The sequence below is a fragment of the Listeria farberi genome (assembly GCF_014229245.1).
GTDB classification, from domain to species: Bacteria; Bacillota; Bacilli; order Lactobacillales; family Listeriaceae; genus Listeria; species Listeria farberi.
Genome location: NZ_JAARZJ010000008.1, coordinates 1 through 17,262 on the forward strand (window position 1 = coordinate 1; position 17,262 = coordinate 17,262).

16 protein-coding genes and 1 other annotated feature are annotated in these 17,262 nt (G+C 38.7%); of the genes, 11 read left to right on the forward strand and 5 right to left on the reverse strand.

The window, feature by feature from the left end:
* Positions 1–199: 199 nt before the first annotated feature.
* The 4 genes from HCB45_RS08225 to HCB45_RS08240 form a co-directional block, all read right to left on the reverse strand.
* On the reverse strand, positions 200–1,972 hold the full coding sequence (locus HCB45_RS08225; RefSeq protein ID WP_185319698.1) for an ABC transporter ATP-binding protein: 1,773 nt from the start codon (positions 1,970–1,972) through the stop codon (positions 200–202).
* Complete coding sequence (locus tag HCB45_RS08230) at positions 1,972–3,693, reverse strand: ABC transporter ATP-binding protein (protein ID WP_185319699.1); 1,722 nt, start codon at positions 3,691–3,693, stop codon at positions 1,972–1,974. Before HCB45_RS08230 ends, HCB45_RS08225 begins: the two co-directional genes overlap by 1 nt.
* A gap of 160 nt (positions 3,694–3,853) precedes the next feature.
* On the reverse strand, positions 3,854–5,560 hold the full coding sequence (gene pabB, locus HCB45_RS08235; protein ID WP_185619537.1) for an aminodeoxychorismate synthase component I: 1,707 nt from the start codon (positions 5,558–5,560) through the stop codon (positions 3,854–3,856).
* Positions 5,557–6,129, reverse strand: a complete 573-nt coding sequence (locus tag HCB45_RS08240) for an anthranilate synthase component II (RefSeq protein WP_185619539.1) — start codon at positions 6,127–6,129, stop codon at positions 5,557–5,559. Before HCB45_RS08240 ends, pabB begins: the two co-directional genes overlap by 4 nt.
* Positions 6,130–6,259: 130 nt before the next feature.
* Here HCB45_RS08240 and HCB45_RS08245 point away from each other — a divergent pair, with 130 nt between their 5' ends.
* From HCB45_RS08245 to HCB45_RS08255, 3 genes are all read left to right on the forward strand, one after another.
* On the forward strand, positions 6,260–6,679 hold the full coding sequence (locus HCB45_RS08245) for a pyridoxamine 5'-phosphate oxidase family protein (RefSeq protein WP_185607933.1): 420 nt from the start codon (positions 6,260–6,262) through the stop codon (positions 6,677–6,679).
* 52 nt (positions 6,680–6,731) lie between these two features.
* Positions 6,732–6,954, forward strand: a binding site (T-box leader).
* 59 nt (positions 6,955–7,013) lie between these two features.
* Positions 7,014–8,297, forward strand: coding sequence for a serine--tRNA ligase (gene serS / locus HCB45_RS08250; RefSeq protein WP_185608001.1), 1,284 nt, complete (start codon positions 7,014–7,016; stop codon positions 8,295–8,297).
* 19 nt (positions 8,298–8,316) lie between these two features.
* Positions 8,317–8,568 (forward strand): TfoX/Sxy family protein, encoded by a 252-nt coding sequence (locus tag HCB45_RS08255; RefSeq protein ID WP_185319704.1) that lies wholly within the window; start codon positions 8,317–8,319, stop codon positions 8,566–8,568.
* A 54-nt stretch (positions 8,569–8,622) separates the two neighbouring features.
* Here the strand turns inward: HCB45_RS08255 and HCB45_RS08260 are convergent, their stop codons facing one another.
* Complete coding sequence (locus tag HCB45_RS08260; protein WP_185319705.1) at positions 8,623–10,350, reverse strand: ABC transporter ATP-binding protein; 1,728 nt, start codon at positions 10,348–10,350, stop codon at positions 8,623–8,625.
* Between the two features lie 329 nt (positions 10,351–10,679).
* Here HCB45_RS08260 and HCB45_RS08265 point away from each other — a divergent pair, with 329 nt between their 5' ends.
* The 8 genes from HCB45_RS08265 (at position 10,680) to HCB45_RS08300 (ending at position 17,261) form a co-directional block, all read left to right on the forward strand.
* Positions 10,680–11,369, forward strand: a complete 690-nt coding sequence (locus tag HCB45_RS08265; protein WP_185319706.1) for a Crp/Fnr family transcriptional regulator — start codon at positions 10,680–10,682, stop codon at positions 11,367–11,369.
* 142 nt (positions 11,370–11,511) lie between these two features.
* Entirely contained in the window at positions 11,512–12,156 is a 645-nt protein-coding gene (gene fsa, locus HCB45_RS08270) for a fructose-6-phosphate aldolase (protein ID WP_185619541.1), read from the forward strand.
* An 18-nt stretch (positions 12,157–12,174) separates the two neighbouring features.
* Complete coding sequence (locus HCB45_RS08275) at positions 12,175–12,522, forward strand: SH3 domain-containing protein (RefSeq protein WP_185619543.1); 348 nt, start codon at positions 12,175–12,177, stop codon at positions 12,520–12,522.
* Between the two features lie 117 nt (positions 12,523–12,639).
* Positions 12,640–13,848 (forward strand): multidrug efflux MFS transporter Lde, encoded by a 1,209-nt coding sequence (gene lde / locus HCB45_RS08280; protein ID WP_185619545.1) that lies wholly within the window; start codon positions 12,640–12,642, stop codon positions 13,846–13,848.
* Positions 13,838–14,128, forward strand: coding sequence for a helix-hairpin-helix domain-containing protein (locus HCB45_RS08285; RefSeq protein WP_185319709.1), 291 nt, complete (start codon positions 13,838–13,840; stop codon positions 14,126–14,128). Before lde ends, HCB45_RS08285 begins: the two co-directional genes overlap by 11 nt.
* Positions 14,121–14,810, forward strand: a complete 690-nt coding sequence (locus HCB45_RS08290; protein ID WP_185619625.1) for an NAD-dependent protein deacylase — start codon at positions 14,121–14,123, stop codon at positions 14,808–14,810. Before HCB45_RS08285 ends, HCB45_RS08290 begins: the two co-directional genes overlap by 8 nt.
* Positions 14,811–14,902: 92 nt before the next feature.
* Entirely contained in the window at positions 14,903–16,237 is a 1,335-nt protein-coding gene (locus HCB45_RS08295; protein WP_185319711.1) for a hemolysin family protein, read from the forward strand.
* Positions 16,238–16,304: 67 nt separating this feature from the next.
* Positions 16,305–17,261 carry a LacI family DNA-binding transcriptional regulator gene (locus HCB45_RS08300; protein WP_185319712.1) on the forward strand — a complete coding sequence of 319 codons (957 nt, stop codon included), beginning with the start codon at positions 16,305–16,307 and terminating at the stop codon, positions 17,259–17,261.
* Position 17,262 lies beyond the last annotated feature (1 nt).

The following is a 17,262-nucleotide window of genomic DNA, read 5'->3' on the forward strand; positions in this document are numbered from 1 at the left end:
AAAGTAAAATAAGACCAATAAAACCACTTCTAACAAAAAGATTAAAATTCATATGTATGTTCACCTCTGCTTTTATTTTTCTGTTCTAAATTACGTTAACATAAAATTGCTGAGATGAAAATAAAAAAAGAAGTTCTCAATATTTAACATTTGAGAACTTCCTTTTTTCTATTTATTTCAGACCATAAAAAGCGTCTATCTACTCAATAACAAACTGATTATGATAAAGCTCAGAATAAAATCCTTCCGCCTTCATCAGCTCATCATGGTTACCCTGTTCAATCACTTCACCTTGATGTAGCACGACGATATGGTCGGCATCGAGGATGGTTTTTAAACGGTGGGCGATGACGAAACTAGTTCTACCGGAGATTACGTTGTCCATAGCTTTTTGGATGCGGCTTTCGGTTACGGTATCTACATTACTTGTCGCTTCATCTAGAATTAGTAGAGAAGGGTTCGTAATAATAGTTCTCGCAATACTCATAAGCTGCTTTTGACCAACACTGAAAATATTGTTTTCATCACTGATTTCTGTTTCATAACCTTTTTCGAGGTTCATAATGAAGTCATGGATGTTAGCTTGTTTCGCAGCGTTAATCACTTCCTCATCGCTTGCTTCCGGTTTACCGAAAACAATGTTATCGCGAATAGTTCCCGTAAATAGAACGGAATCTTGCAACACGATACCGACTTGTTTACGCAAGGAATCTAGTCTAATATCACGAATATCAATATCGTCAAAACGAATGGAACCACCGTCGACATTGTAGAAGCGGTTAAGCAGGTTCATAACAGTTGTCTTACCAGAACCAGTTGGTCCAACAAGCGCCACCATTTTACCTTTACTTACATCAATGGAAACGTCTTTTAGAACTGGTTTTTCAGGGTCATAAGCGAAATCAACATGATCTAGTTTAACACCTTTATTAATACCATCAATTGTTTGTAAGTTCTCGCGTTCCACTTCTTCTTCCTCTGCAAATACTTCACTAACACGACGCGCACCAGTGATTGCTAGTTGTAGCAAGCTGTACTGGGACGAAATTTGTGTAAGCGGCATGTAGAATTGTTGCGAATACTGAACGAACATAACGATTAAACCAAGAGCGGCTGTGCGTTCAAGGTCACCGTTTAGAGCTAACCATCCACCGAAGAAGATAACAATAGCTGTATTTAACAATGAAATACCTTGCATCATTGGGAAAAGTAAACCAGAGTATACTTGACCTTTATAAGTGGCGTTCTTAACGATGTTGTTTTGTTTAACGAAGCCGTCGATTGTTTCTTCTTCTAAACCGTTTGTGATAATGATTTTTTGACCAGAGATTTTTTCGTCAATGTAGCCGTTTAATACACCCAGTTCATCTTGTTGAACATCAACATATTTACGAGCTTTTCGGATAATCACTGTGGCAATAATTACTGCAAATGGTGCAGATATTAAGGTAACGAGTGCTAGTTCCACATTTTGTTGGAACATCATGATAATAACACCAATCATTAACGCAATGTTTGATAGTACTTGAATCAAAGCTTGGTTAAGTGTGTTAGAAATGTTATCCAAGTCACTAGTAAAACGACTAAGCATTTCGCCGTCATTGCGACTATCGAAGAAACGAATCGATAGTTTTTCCATCTTGCGGAAAAGCCCTATACGCATTCTGTTCGTCGATTTACCAGCTACCCCTGTCATAATGATACTTTGGATAAAAGTGGCAGCAGCGAGCAGTACGTAGCAGAGAATCAGCATCCAAATGATATGGATGAAGTCACTCTTGTCATCAACACCTGTTCGCATTAAACGAACAACATAATCACCAAGCTCTTGAACAGCATTACCAATATACTGTGGTGCTTTTACTTGAAGGTATGTCGCAAAAATTACAGCAATTAAAATGACAAAAAGTTGAGGTTTATAACCCCGCAGATAGTGCCAGAAAAAGCGGCTAATTTGTTTAAACTCTTTCATTATGCGGTTACCTCCTTGCCTTTTTGAGTGTCGTAAATTTCACGGTAAGTTTCATTTTCTTTAAGAAGTTCTTTGTGGGAACCAACGCCAACGAGTTTACCTTGATCGAGCACGAGAATTTTATCTGCTTGAATAACAGAAGAGATTTTTTGTGCAATGATGAAAGTAGTTGTATCGTCTAGCTCTTTATTAAGTGCTTCTTTGACTAATTTCTCGGATTTTGCATCAAGGGCACTTGTGCTGTCATCAAGAATTAGTACTTTTGGCGAACCGATAACTCCACGTGTAATGGATAGACGTTGTTTTTGTCCACCAGAGAAGTTATTGCCGCGCTCAGAAACAGGAGCTTCATAAAGTTTTGCTTGTTTATCAATAAATTCTTTCGCTTGTGCTATTTTACTTGCATGCTCCATTTCATCAGTTGTCGCGTCTTTTTTACCATGACGTAAATTGTCTGCGATTGTTCCTGAGAAAAGGATTGCGCGTTGGAGCACGAAGGAAACGGTGCTACGAAGTGTTTTCTTATTGATGTCTTTTAGGTTTGTACCACCAATAATAACTTCACCTTCAGTTGGGTCGTAAAGACGTGGGATTAGCTGGGCAAGAGTGGATTTACCAGAACCTGTGGCGCCGACAATACCAACCATTTCACCAACATTCGCTTTAAAAGAAATATCTTTAAGAGCAGGTGTATCGTCACCATCATATTTGAAACTAACGTTACGGAACTCAACAGTACCTTCTAAATCTTGTTCTGGCGCATTTTCATTGTAAGTAATATCTGGTTCTGTTTCGAGAACTTCAGTAATACGTTTCAAGGAAATAAGCGCACGAGAGGCCATCATCATCAGCATACCGCCGATAATAATTGCCATCATGATTTGCATCAAGTAATTCATAAATGATGCGATAGCCCCGATAACTTCTGGGTTTTCAGCAGCCATGTCACCTACAAAGAAAATAGAAACAACAATTGCTAAGTTAGAAACGAGCATAAATGCAGGAATCATGACAGAAAAAAGAGTTCCTACAATGATAGTGTGACGAGTTAGTTTGTCACTGACAGTTGTGAAACGTCCGATTTCGTTATCTTCTTGAACAAAAGATTTAACAACACGCATTCCGGCAAGGTTTTCTTTTGCGATAGAATTTACGCGGTCAATTAACGTTTGAATAATCGCGAAATGCTTACCCATAGAACCGAATGTGAAGACAACAATTAGCACAACGAGTACGACAAGTACAATAATTACCCACCATAATTCAGGTAGAGTAAACATCGCTAAAATAAATGCCCCAATAAACATAATCGGAATTCTTGTTAGCGACTGTAGTGAAAGCATCACTAAATTTTGTACTTGGGTAATGTCGTTTGTTTGTCGAACAACTAGATTACCTGTCGAAAGTTTTTCAATGTTACTAAATGAAAATGTTTGGATTTTACGGAAACTAGATTCACGAATATCCGCGCCGACACCTTGAGCGACTTTGGCAGAAAGAATCGTGTTTAGAATCCCAGCGATAAGGCCAACTGCGGCAATACCGATTAGAAGTGCGCCTATGGAAGAAATTTCATCCATATTGTCTTTCATAATGGCGTCTAGGACTTGCTGAAGTAATTTTGGTTGCCATAGTTGTGAGATAACCATGACTACTACAAACAAAGTAGATAAAGTTGCTTGTAGCTTGTAATTTTTAAGATGGTGAAACAATACTTTCATGATTTTCCTCCCTTGGAAAACGGAAATAAAGACGTGCGAACACATATTCTAATATAGATTGTGAAAATTTGCAAGTGATTTTTTCGCGAATTCTAAATATGGCGAAAATATGGCAAATATACCGTGGGAAATCGTTTTTTAATTGTGAAAAAACGATTGATTATTGTTTGATACCTACTTCTACAAATCCCCTTACACTATTTATTAACCACACAATGTCAGCCTCAAAAAGGTCTTTTTTTGTTAGTGTTTTTTCGGAAATTTTGTTTTTTGCTAATAAATCTGCTCTCATGGTACCTGGGAGAAGACCAGAACTCACTGGTGGTGTGAAAAAACAGCCTTTTGTGCCTAGAACTATATTCCCGGTAGTAAATTCTGTCAGCTCGCCTCGCTCATTCCAAAGCAATGTTTCCCCGGTTTCAGCGCTTTTCATGTCTTCATAAACAGATCGATTAGTGGTTTTATGATAAAGGAATAAATCATCAGTTGAGACTGGACTTTTTGCCAGTTGCGCGGTTATTTGCTGATTTTGCGTACTTATTTCGGTTAATTCTAAAAGGTGCGTGCCATTTGGATGAAGTAAAAATCTTAATTTATATGTTCCAGCTGGATTGTTTCGCGCTGTTTCCTGCCATAATTCCCCAATTTTTCCACCGTCAAAAGGAACACCGAAAAAATTTGCGCTTGTTTGAAGCCGTTTTAGATGAAAGTCTATCCGGGAAAGTGTTCCGTTTTCAAGACGTAAACATTCAATTAAAGAAAACTTAGTTGCTTTTTCTAAAATGACTGATTTTGCATGAATCTCGGAAAATTCACTTTCGGCATCAGAATCCCAAACAATACCGCCACCAACACCATAAGTTGCTTTATTATCACTAATAGAAATCGTTCGGATTGGCACATTGAAAATCGCATTCCCATTAGGTTCTAGGAAGCCAATCGCGCCGCAGTATACGCCTCGAGGTGAATCTTCTAGCTCTGAAATAATTTCCATTGTCCGCGCTTTTGGGGCGCCAGTTATTGAACCACAAGGGAAAAGCGCCTCGAAAACTGCGGCTAAGCTAGTATCAGGAGGTGTTTCTGCAGTAACGGTAGACGTCATTTGCCACACTGTTGGGTAAGGTTCTAAAGTCATTAATTTAGGCACTTTTACGCTACCGGGAACTGCGATCATCCCAAGGTCATTTCGTAGTAAATCAACAATCATCACATTTTCGGCACAGTTTTTAGGATCGTTTTTTAACCAATCATGTGCTTCTAAGTCAGCTTGTTCCGTACTTCCGCGACGAATGGTGCCTTTCATTGGACGTGTCGTTAAGATATTTTCCTTCCATTTAAAAAATAGCTCGGGTGAAGCTGAGATAATCTGAAATTCATCCGTATCAAGTAACGCTGTATAATTTGCCTTTCCAACTTGCTGCAATGATTCAAAAGAAGCTTGGGCAGAAAAATCACTCGGTACATCACTTTGGAGCCGAACAGTGTAGTTGATTTGGTACGTGTTTCCAGCAGCAATTTCCGCTTTAATCTTTGCTATTTTTTCTGCATAATTCGGATAATCTGTATCCATTTTAAAAGAAAGTGGTGCTGTGTCTGAGTTTTCGGTAGGTGCAGTCGTGAAATTGTCGTATACACCAAACCAGATAAGCGGCATGTTCTTGGAAGGTTGTTTGGTTTTTAAATTACTACGAAAAGCAGGAGCGGCCTCATAACTAACAAAACCAGCAACGTATTTTCCGGATTTTTGGGCTTCTTCGGCAGCTTTCATAATAGGAAGTACTTCCGATAAATCGCGCGCCACCAGTTCGCGAATTGGATTTTCAAAAATCTTTACCGAACCTTCAAAATCAAAACGTAATAAACTCATTTGGCAGCTCTCCCCAGTCGTACAAAGTTTTCTAAAATCGCGTGTCCGTTTTCAGATAGAATTGCTTCAGGGTGAAATTGGACACTGTAAATCGTTTTTGTCAGATGCTCTAACCCCATCAAAACCCCATCATCCGTTACAGCGGTCACTTTCAAATCAGCTGGCACCGTATTTGGGTCAATGACTAAAGAATGATAGCGGGCAACTGAGAATCTCGAATCAAGTCCGGCAAATAATCCTTTACCATGATGCGAGATAATGCTAGTTTTTCCGTGAACAGGAACATCCGCCTGTACAACTTTTGCCCCGAAAAAATGACCAATCATTTGATGGCCAAGGCAAATTCCGAGAACGGGAACGTGAATTTTGTCTAGTAGAGCTAAACTTGCTGGAAAATCATCCGGAGAACCAGGCCCGGGTGAAAGAATAACCATTTCAGGTGCTAATTGCTTAAATGCTTGAAGCGAAAAATCTCTAGCAGAAACTACCCGCACATCTTCCTTAAGCTCTAAAAAATATTGGTATAAATTATATGTAAATGAGTCATTATGATCGATTAATAAAATCACTTCAAATCCCCCTAGTTAAAACGGTTATACTCTTTTATAGCAAATAGCTACGGAGATAACAAGCCTGAAATGTTTGAAGCCTGAAAACAAGTGGAAATGTACACTAAATAACCAAAGGAAGGTGTTTTAGATGGAAAATGAACTAGAAGATAAAATTCTCGCCATTTTAGAACAACATCAAGTGGGGGTATTAACCTCTGTACAAGGCGATTTTCCGCACGCTAGGTATATGACGTTTCTGCATGATGGCTTAACACTTTACACACCATCTGGAAAAGAACTACCGAAAACAGAGGAAGTCCGTAGAAATCCGCACGTATGCGTTTTAATTGGCTATGATAGCCCTGGATCTGCGTTTTTAGAAATTAATGGTTTAGCTTCACTGGAAGAAGATGAAGCTATCAAAGAACGTATTTGGGAAAACATCTCTAAAGACTGGTTTCAAGGCGAAGATTCACCATCCTTTGTCGTTATAAAAATTGTTCCGGAACAAATTAGAATACTGAATTCAGATGATGACGGTCCAGACACACTTGATTTAATCGGTTAAAGATTTGCTTGTAATTTAAGCAGATATGCGATAGAATAACTTTAAATTAATACGAAAAGCGAAGACAAGAAGTAGTAATGAGGTAGAATTTCTAAAGAGAGCCAGTGGTTGGTGCGAACTGGTGAAGTTTCCTTATGAATCCATCTTGGAGTGAGTGGTGGAAAGCATAGTTTTGCGAGTAAATCATTCCGGCTGGGTCCGTTAAACCTAAATGAAGCTGGGGATTTTTTTAGATCCCAATAAGGGTGGCAACGCGGTTAACTCTCGTCCCTTTCCTGTTAATTCGGGAAAGTACGGGAGTTTTTTATATGGAAAAAATAAAGGAGGAGTTAGCATGTTAGATGTTAAATTGTTACGTAATAATTTTGAAGAAGTAAAACAGAAGTTGCAAAATCGCGGGGAAGACTTGGGTGAATTTGAGAAATTTGGCGAGTTAGATAAACGTCGTCGTACACTGATTGTTGAAACAGAAGCGTTAAAAAGCCAGCGTAATGAAGTGTCTCAAGAAATCGCTAAATTAAAGCGCGAAAAACAAGATGCTGATGCTAAAATTGAAGAAATGCGTGTTGTTGGTGATCGTATTAAAACTTTAGACATCGAGTTAAGAGAAATTGACGAGAAGTTAGATATGATTTTAATGTCGATTCCAAATATTCCACATGAGTCTACTCCGGTCGGTGAATCAGAAGATGATAACGTAGAAATCCGCAAATGGGGCGAAGTACGCGAATTTGATTTTGAACCAAAAGCTCATTGGGACTTAGGAACTGACCTAGATATTTTGGATTTCGAGAATGCTGCAAAAGTAACTGGAAGCCGCTTCGTTTTTTATAAAAAATTAGGTGCAAGACTTGAACGAGCGCTAATTAACTTTATGATGGACTTGCATTCGAATGAACATGGCTATGAAGAAATGCTTCCACCGTACATGGTGAACCGTGCGAGCATGACTGGAACTGGTCAATTGCCAAAATTTGAAGAAGACGCATTCTTAATTGAAGCAGAAGATTATTTCCTGATTCCAACAGCAGAAGTACCAGTAACAAACTACCACCGCGAAGATATTTTAAAAGCAGAAGATTTACCAAGAAAATATACAGCATTTAGCGCATGCTTCCGTTCTGAAGCGGGGTCTGCTGGTCGTGATACGCGTGGCTTAATTCGCCAGCATCAATTTAACAAAGTGGAATTGGTTCAATTTGTTAAACCAGAAGACTCTTACGTGGCACTAGAAAAATTAACTGGTAACGCAGAAGAAGTATTGCGCCGACTAGAATTACCCTATCGTGTACTAAGCATGTGTACTGCTGATTTGGGCTTCACTGCTGCTAAAAAATATGATTTAGAAGTTTGGATTCCAAGTTATGATTCTTACCGTGAGATTTCTTCTTGCAGTAATTTTGAAAGTTTCCAAGCAAGACGTGCCAACATTCGTTTCCGCCGTGAGCCAGGAAGCAAACCAGAATATGTGCACACATTAAATGGTTCCGGGTTAGCACTAGGTCGTACGGTCGCTGCTATTTTGGAAAACTACCAAGAGGCAGACGGATCTGTACGCATTCCGAAAGTACTACAAGGTTACATGGGCGGTATCGAAAAAATCGAATTACCAAAATAAAAAGGAAGAAGGAACTGTAATGGCGACACTTAGCGAATTACCAAACATTGGCAAAGTACTGGAGCAGGACTTAATAAAAGCCGGGATAAAAACCCCAGCTGAGCTAAAAGATGTTGGAAGCAAAGAAGCCTTTTTACGTATTTGGGAAAATGATTCAAGCGTTTGTTTAAGTGAATTATGTGCGCTTGAAGGAGCGGTACAAGGTATCAGGTGGCATGATTTAAACGAAGCAAAGAAAACCGAACTCAAAAAGTTTCATCAATCCTTATAACAAAAATGACGATGCGAACATGCATCGTCGTTTTTGTTATTTCCCGGGAAATAGTTATTTTAATTGTTGTTCTGCAAAAGAAGCATAAAGGGGATGAGAAGCGACTAATTCACTATGTGTGCCTCGGCCAGTAATTTCTCCGTGTTCAATAAAGAGAATTTGGTCGGCATTAACAATTGTGGATAGACGATGAGCGATAACAAAAGTAGTACGACCTTCCATTAAGTTGGCTAAAGCTTGTTGAACTATTTGTTCGGATTGACTATCTAAGCTTGCTGTCGCTTCGTCTAACATGAGAATATTCGGGTTGCGTAAGAAAGCTCGTGCAATGGCAATCCGCTGTCTTTGCCCCCCTGAGAGCTTCACACCACGTTCGCCGACTTCGGTTGCCATTTTGTCAGGTAGTTCAGAAATAAAGCCATCTGCATAAGCAAGTTTTGCTACATTCCAAAGCTCGTCTTCGGTAATTTCTCGGTCCAAACCATAACAAAGATTATCGCGAATTGTGCCAGAGAGCATCGCACTTTCTTGGGAGACGTAACCAATTTGCGTACGCCATGAGTTAATGGAAATCTCAGAAAGAGGAATATCACCCACTAAAATTTCTCCCGCTTTTGGTTGATAGAAACGCTCTAAAATCGCAAACAAGGTAGATTTACCGCCACCACTTGGACCAGCGAATGCGATAACTTCCCCTGGTTTTGTATCAAAAGAAACATCTTTTAAAATCGGTTCACCTTCATTGTAAGAGAAGGAAATATCTGTGACGCGAATCGTTTTTCCGCTCACGTCCACTTTTTTACCAGCATCGAAATCTTCTTCAGTTTCATTTAAAATATCCGCAATGCGTTCGGTCGCACCTTTTGCTTTTTGAAGTTGCGCGAAAAAAGTCGCAAAAGAGGTTACTGGAACGATAATTTGGAATAGATATAGCAAGAACGCGATTAATGTACCAGTAGTCATAGTCCCGGCTGAAACGCGAATCCCGCCGTAACCAATGATACCAACAATAACTCCCATTACAACAAAGAAAATTAAAGGTCCAAGTACAGCGACAACTTTCGCCTCACGAATACCGAATCCGAATAGACGATTGATTCCCTTATGACCAGCTTCTGTTTCACGTGTTTCCGCATTAGATGCCTTTACGAGCCGTGCTTCAGAAAGGGTTTGACTAATGGAGCCAGTGAAGTCAGCTGTTTCATTTTGAAGACCTTTAGAGATTTTAAACATTTTCTGACCAAGCGGCGCAACGACTAGCGCTGTAATTGGAACAGCTACTAAGATAATTAGTGTCATTTTCCAGTCCATAAAGAATAAGATAATAACCGCACCAACCACAGAAATAATCCCTGTTACAAATTGTGGTAAATGATCGGCAATTAGCTCCTTGACTACGACTGTATCGTTTACCATGCGGCTGACCATTTCACCCGTTTTTGTATTATCAAAATAAGAAACGGGCAAGTGCACAATTTTTCTCCATAAACGTTCGCGAATCGTAGCTACAACTTTCTGACCCATATAATTAAGTAAGAAAATCGAGAAACCGTTTGTGATAGCTTGCAAAATGAATGCAAGAACAATTAAAGCGACCATTTTTACATCTAATGAGGTTACCGAAAAACCATCAATTAAGTTTTTTGTAAAAAGTGGGACTACAAGCCCAGCAATTGTAGTTATTACACTGGCTATTAAAGCGCAGAATATTATCCAATTGGCGGGTTTTGCACTAATAAGTAACTGGAAAAAATTCCTCCAACTATATTTTTTTTGATTCATTTATTTCACCCTTCCTAATTTCCCCAACCATATAATGCTTACTTTTTAAGTATAATCAATTTACTAGATAATAAACCAGTCTAAAGTGGTAATTATTAGATTAATATCTGAATTTGAATATTTAGTAAAAGTAACAAAAAATTCGAATTTACGTCAAAATGCTCAGTTAAAAAGATATATAAATTAAGTATTTAAAGAAAAGTTGTAATATATTTATCTTTAATTTCCTTTTTGGTATTTTATGACTAGCTAGGAATAGGATTTGAGATATAACCTTTATGATATAATTACGATGAGTTTTTTCAATATAATATAGCAAAGGAGAGAATATGCTATTCTTAAAAGAGCTTGAATCCAATCTAACGGTTAGCAAATTAATGGAGTTGTGCTTTGAACATCCAAATTACAAAGACTACTGCTCGGTTATCGGCACCAAGAAGGGTGAGGTTCTAGAAAGTTTAAGTCCGGCTGGAACAAAAGTATATTTTGTTCTAAGTGGCATATACGGGATGATTGTAGAGAAAGATGCAGAAATGGAAGAAGAAAGCTGTAAAGAATGCATTGTTCGTTTCTTACAAAAAGGAGATAGTTTTGGACTATATCATCTTTTTTATGATGAATGGAGCCCGCACGTTTCGATGCAGAGCTTAGGTCACGGAGAAGTTATGGAAGTAGATAGCAATTTCTTGTTCTCTATTTTTGACAAAGAAGATGAGAATAACTTTTTTATGATTAAAGTGATGGCAGAAGAATTACGCGAAGCCCACACATTTGCAAAACTAAGCTTCTTAAAAAAGGAAGAACGAATCCGCAAAGCCATTCTCAAATGCGCTCAAACTTTAGGAACGTTTTCTGATAACGGGATATTGCTACCAAGAGAAATTACGCAAGAAGTACTTGCAAGATACACCAATACATCGCGCGAATACGTGGCTCACACAGTCATGCATTTAATTAAAGAGGATATAATTAGAAATAGACCTAAACCTCTACTAGTGATGGATAAAACTCGTTTATAAGTTTGTTTCACGTGAAACTTTTTAGAATGCTTCGATTGCATTCTTTTTTTTGTAGGAAAAGCACTTCAAAAGCATTCTTTTATCTTTTGCGTTATAATGGCTCTGTAATTGAAAGCGCTTGATAGAAAAGGAGGATGTATAAATGAGATTTTTTATCGATACAGCGAACGTAGAAGAGATTAAAAAGGCTAACAGAATGGGGTTTATTGCTGGAGTAACGACAAACCCATCACTTGTTGCCAAAGAGGGCCGCGATTTTAATGAGGTTATTCAAGAAATTACATCCATTGTTGACGGACCAATTAGCGGTGAGGTAGTGAGTTTGAAAGCGGAAGAGATGATTGAGGAAGGTCGAGTTATTGCCAAAATACATCCAAATATGGTGGTTAAAATACCTATGACTGGTGAAGGTTTAGCCGCAGTAAAAGTTTTGACGGAAGAAGGAATTAAAACTAATGTCACGCTAGTTTTCTCTGCTACACAAGCGTTACTGGCAGCGCGAGCAGGAGCGACATATGTATCCCCATTTTTAGGACGTTTAGATGATATTGGTGATGATGGTTTGGTGCTTATTCGTGATATAGCAGAGATTTTTGAAACACATGGTATCCCGACAGAAATTATTTCAGCAAGTGTACGCCATCCGATTCATGTAATTGAATGTGCTAAGGCAGGAGCAGATATTGCTACAGTGCCTTATAAAGTATTTGAACAAATGTTAAGACATCCGTTGACTGATAGCGGAATTGAGAAATTTCTTGCGGACTGGGAAGCAGCTAAAAAATAACGAGGAAGGTTTCTAACTATGAATCAAACATTTATCGTAAAAAAAGAACATATTAGCAAGTATCCAAACCCACTTTTTGTTAATAAAAATGAGTCTATTTGGGTGTTTGATGAGGATACAGAATACCCTGGTTGGATCTTTTGTAAAGTGAAGTCATCAGGTAAAGAAGGCTGGATTCCTAAGCAAATCATTCAGTTAGGTAGTGATGGGAAAAGTGGAACCGTGACAGAAGATTATTCTGCACGCGAATTAAATGTAAAGCCTGGGGATAAATTAGAAAGTAACCGTGAGCTTAACGGTTGGGTTTGGTGCGTAACAGAAGATAATGAAGCTGGCTGGGTACCACGAGGAAATCTTGAATCGTAAAATGTTTCACGTGGAACATTTTAAGTAAATATAGCAAAAAAAGCGAAGGGTTTAGTTTTACTTTCGCTTTTTTTGTGGAATAATTAAGGATAAGAATAGAAGAATCTAGGTGGATTTATGGAAAATTGGAAGAAAAATTTGTATGTTGTTTGGGTAGGGTGTTTTCTTACCGGGACTGGATTAAATTTAATTATGCCATTTTTACCATTATATATTGAAGAACTCGGTGTACATAATCCTGACCAAGTAAGTTTATGGTCTGGTGTGGCACTAAGTTCAACATTCTTAGTATCAGCAATTATGTCGCCGGTTTGGGGCAAATTAGCAGATCAAAAAGGGCGGCGCATTATGCTTTTGCGTGCTGCGCTTGGAATGGCAATAGCAATGATTTTGATGGGACTTGTCAGCAATGTTTACCAATTTGTAGGTCTACGTTTATTAATGGGGATATTTTCAGGATACATTTCCACGGCTAATGCGTTAATTGCTACTCAAGTTCCTCGGCACCGCAGTGGTTGGGCGCTCGGTGCTCTATCAACAGCAGCAGTATCAGGTGTATTAATCGGTCCCTTAATTGGTGGAGCGCTATCTGACTCATTTGGTGTTAGACCAGTGTTTTACATTACAGGCGTTCTTTTACTAGGTAGTTTTTTCCTAACACTTTTCTTTGTCAAAGAGAGATTTACACCAGTAGAAAAAAAGGAAATGCGTTCAGGAAAAGAAGTTTTCTTATCGTTAAAAAATCCCGGATTAATTATCTCGCTGTTTATTACGACAATGATGATTCAAATCGCATCCAATTCCGTGAACCCAATTTTGACATTATATGTACGAGATTTAGCGGGAAATGCGCAAAACATTGCATTTATTAGTGGGATGATTGCTTCAGTGCCAGGAGTTGCCGCGCTTATCGCTGCGCCACGACTTGGAAGGTGGGGGGACCGAATTGGCTCAGAGCGAATACTGCTAGGTGCGCTCATCGGATCCATGTTACTGCAAATACCAATGGCTTTTGCTCAAAATCCGGTGCAACTTGGTGTTTTGCGTTTCTTATTAGGTCTGACAGATGGCGCTTTACTTCCAGCAGTTCAATCACTGCTAACTAAAAATACACCACGAGAAATTTCCGGTCGGATTTTTGGTTATAATCAATCTTTTCAATATATCGGAAATGTCATTGGGCCGCTGGTTGGATCAAGTGTGGCAGCACATTTTGGCTACGGAGATGTATTCCTTGTAGTAGCTGGCTTTATTTTTATCAATGTACTAATCAGTTTTTATTTCAACCGAAAAATGCATAGAGAGAAGGGAAATCATGCCAACTGATCTAATAAAATTACCAGGAATAGGTAAAAAAATGGTATTAATGTTAAATGAAATTGGGATTCAAAAAATTGCTGATTTAAAAGGAAAGAATCCACTTGATTTATACGAAAACACTTGCGTTAAGCGAGGCGAAAGAATGGATCCTTGTGTGTTATATACGTATCGCTGCGCAGTCTATGTTGCGGAAACGGATAAAACAGAGCAAAATGCTGAATTGCGAAAATGGTGGAATTGGAAAGATAAACAACATATAAATGAAAGGAACATAAATGATGAATAAATTAAACGAAGCAATAAAAGAGTCAGAACATATTGTTTTTCTTACTGGTGCAGGTGTTTCTGTGCCTTCAGGAATTCCGGATTATCGCTCGAAAAATGGCTTGTACGCCGGGATGAGTAGTCCAGAATATATGCTGAGCCATACTTGCCTTGTGCGTGAGCCAGATAGGTTTTATCAATTTGTGACCGAAAATATGTACTATCCAGACGCAGTACCAAATGTAATTCATACGAAAATGGCTGAAATCGAGGCAGAAAAAGATGTCACTATTATTACGCAAAACATTGATGGTCTTCATGAAAAAGCGGGTTCTAAGAAGGTAGTTAATTTTCATGGTAGTTTATATCACTGCTATTGCCAAAAATGCGGAAGAAGTGTTTCGGCAAATGACTATTTACAATCAGATATTCATGCCGAGTGTGGCGGACTAGTTCGACCAGATGTGGTGCTTTATGAAGAAGCCATTTCAGAAAAGGCGATAGACCAATCACTTGCTGCCATTAGGAAAGCTGATTTGATTGTCATAGTAGGAACTTCTTTTCGAGTGAGTCCATTTTGTAATTTAACAGATTATCGAAACAAAAAAGCGCGAATTTTTGCTGTGAATCAAGAACAGATTTTGCTTTCGTATCCTTTTGAAATGATGAAAAGTGATGCTGTAAAAGTTTTCGCAGAGATTTGAAACCTTGCAGTAATAGGGGTGGCGTGATAAAATTTTCTTAACCGGAAAATTGTCCGGAATATTTTGAGAAAATAAGGAGTGGAGAGTTCCATATGAACCCTGACCCCGAGAGTCAGCAGATTATCTTGCAGTTAATTCTTATTGTGGTGTTGACAATGCTCAACGCATTCTTTGCCTCAGCAGAGATGGCCCTTGTATCACTAAACAAAAATCGCGTGAAAAGCCAAGCAGAAACTGGCGATAAAAAAGCCATTATGCTAGCTAAGCTCGTAGATGATCCAAGTAAGTTTCTAGCTACAATTCAAGTTGGTATTACGCTTGCTGGATTCTTCTCCAGTGCATCAGCCGCGACTAGTATTGCGACTAGGCTTGAATCTGTTTTTGGAGGAAGCAGTTTTGCGAAAGAGTTATCTATTATCGTCGTAACTATTGTGTTATCGTATATCACGTTAGTTTTCGGTGAGCTTTATCCAAAACGTTTAGCGCTTCAAAAATCAGAAAAAATTGCCCGTGTTTCCGTACGACCAATTATGGCAGTTGGGGTTGTGCTTCGCCCGTTTGTAAAATTCCTATCTTTTTCAACAGATATTCTTGTGAAATTAACAAGAATGGAGAAAAATATGGATAATGAAAAAATGACGCGTGAGGAAATGCAACTATTGATTGAAACCGGTCGACGTGACGGTGTAATTGAGGTAGAAGAATTACAAATGCTTCGTGGTGTATTTGAAATGGATAATAAATATGCCCGTGAAGTAATGGTACCACGGACAGATGCGTTTATGATTGATGCCGAAACAGAATCAGAAGCACTTTGTGACGCATTATTAAGTGAGAATTTTTCAAGAGTTCCCGTCTATACAGGCGACCAGGACTCGGTGCTAGGTATTCTGCATATGAAAGATTTTTTTGCGGAAGCGAGAAAGTCAGGATTTAAAAACATTGATGTGAAATCGCTTGTTAAAACCGCGTATTTTGCCCAAGAGACGATGTTTATTGATGACTTACTTAAGAACATGCAAAGAACTAGAAACCAAATGGCGATTTTAATGGATGAATATGGTGGCGTTGCAGGTATTGTCACTGTAGAAGACTTATTAGAAGAAATTGTCGGCGAAATTGACGATGAAAATGATGTGTTCTCTGATGAAGTCAAGAGAATTGACGATACTACATTTATCGTAGAAGGCCGCATGCCGCTTGATGATTTTAACAAAATGTTTCACGTGGAACTTCCTGCACGTGGGGTAGATACTGTAGCTGGTTTTGTGCTTACTTTAACAGGGACAATTCCAGAAGAAGATGATAAAGTAGTAGTAGAATATGGTGCACTTCGCTTTACAGTAGAAGAAATGAATGACGCTAGACTGGTTTCGGTTCGTGTCGAGAAAGACATCCAAACAAGCGAACTAGAACAGATGGCTTAATGATAAAAATAAGAGTGCGGTATGAGAAATCTGTCCGCACTTTTTTCTTAGGAATGAGGTTTTTTAAATGCCAAATATTAAAGAAATAGCCAAATTAGCGGGGGTTTCAGTAACGACAGTGTCGCGCGTGCTCAATAATCATCCATATGTTGCAGAGGAGAAAAGAGCTCGTGTACAAGCTGTCATTGACGAATTAGACTACTCTCCTAACCGAAGTGCTATGGACTTAGCACGTGGTAAGACAAATACGGTTGGCGTGATTATACCTTATAATGATCATCCGTGGTTTGACAAAATAGTGAATGGTATTTTAGAGGCAGCTTTTAAAAATCGTTATTCGGTGACACTTTTTCCAACTGGATATGATACGAAAGAAGAAGAAAAATTTTTAATGCGCTTGAAAACAAAGCAAGTTGATGGGCTAATTATTACTTCGCGTGCCAATAATTGGGATGTGATTTTGCCGTACCTAGCATATGGCCCGATTATTGCTTGTGAATACGTGGAGTCTAAGGATATATCTTGTTCTTATATTGACCGAGTGAAGGCTTACCGAGCAGGATTTCAATTTTTGCAAGATGAAGGTTATCATAAAGTAGCGTTCACAGCAGGGCGGGAATCACGAGAAAGTACTAGTACATATGGGAAAATTAATGCCTATGAGCAGGTTTTTGGTCCAGTCAAGGATAATCGTTTTTTAAGTGAATGTTACACGCTTGAAGATGGTTTGAAGGCGGGCGAACATTTTTTTGCCAAAGGGAAAGATTGGCCTGATGCGATTTATGCGAATGGTGATGAAGTTGCGGCTGGCATAATGTATCATGTGAAAGCACTTGGATTACGTGTGCCAGAAGACATCGCTATTTTAGGACAAGAAAATCTCCCAATTGGTAAGGCGTTAGAAATCACGACGCTTGATCATCACCTAAAAAAATTGGGAGAAAATGCATTTACTATTTTTGAGCAAGGTAAATTACAAAGAATTAAAGTGGAGCATGAATTGATTAGAAGGAAAACAGTCTGAA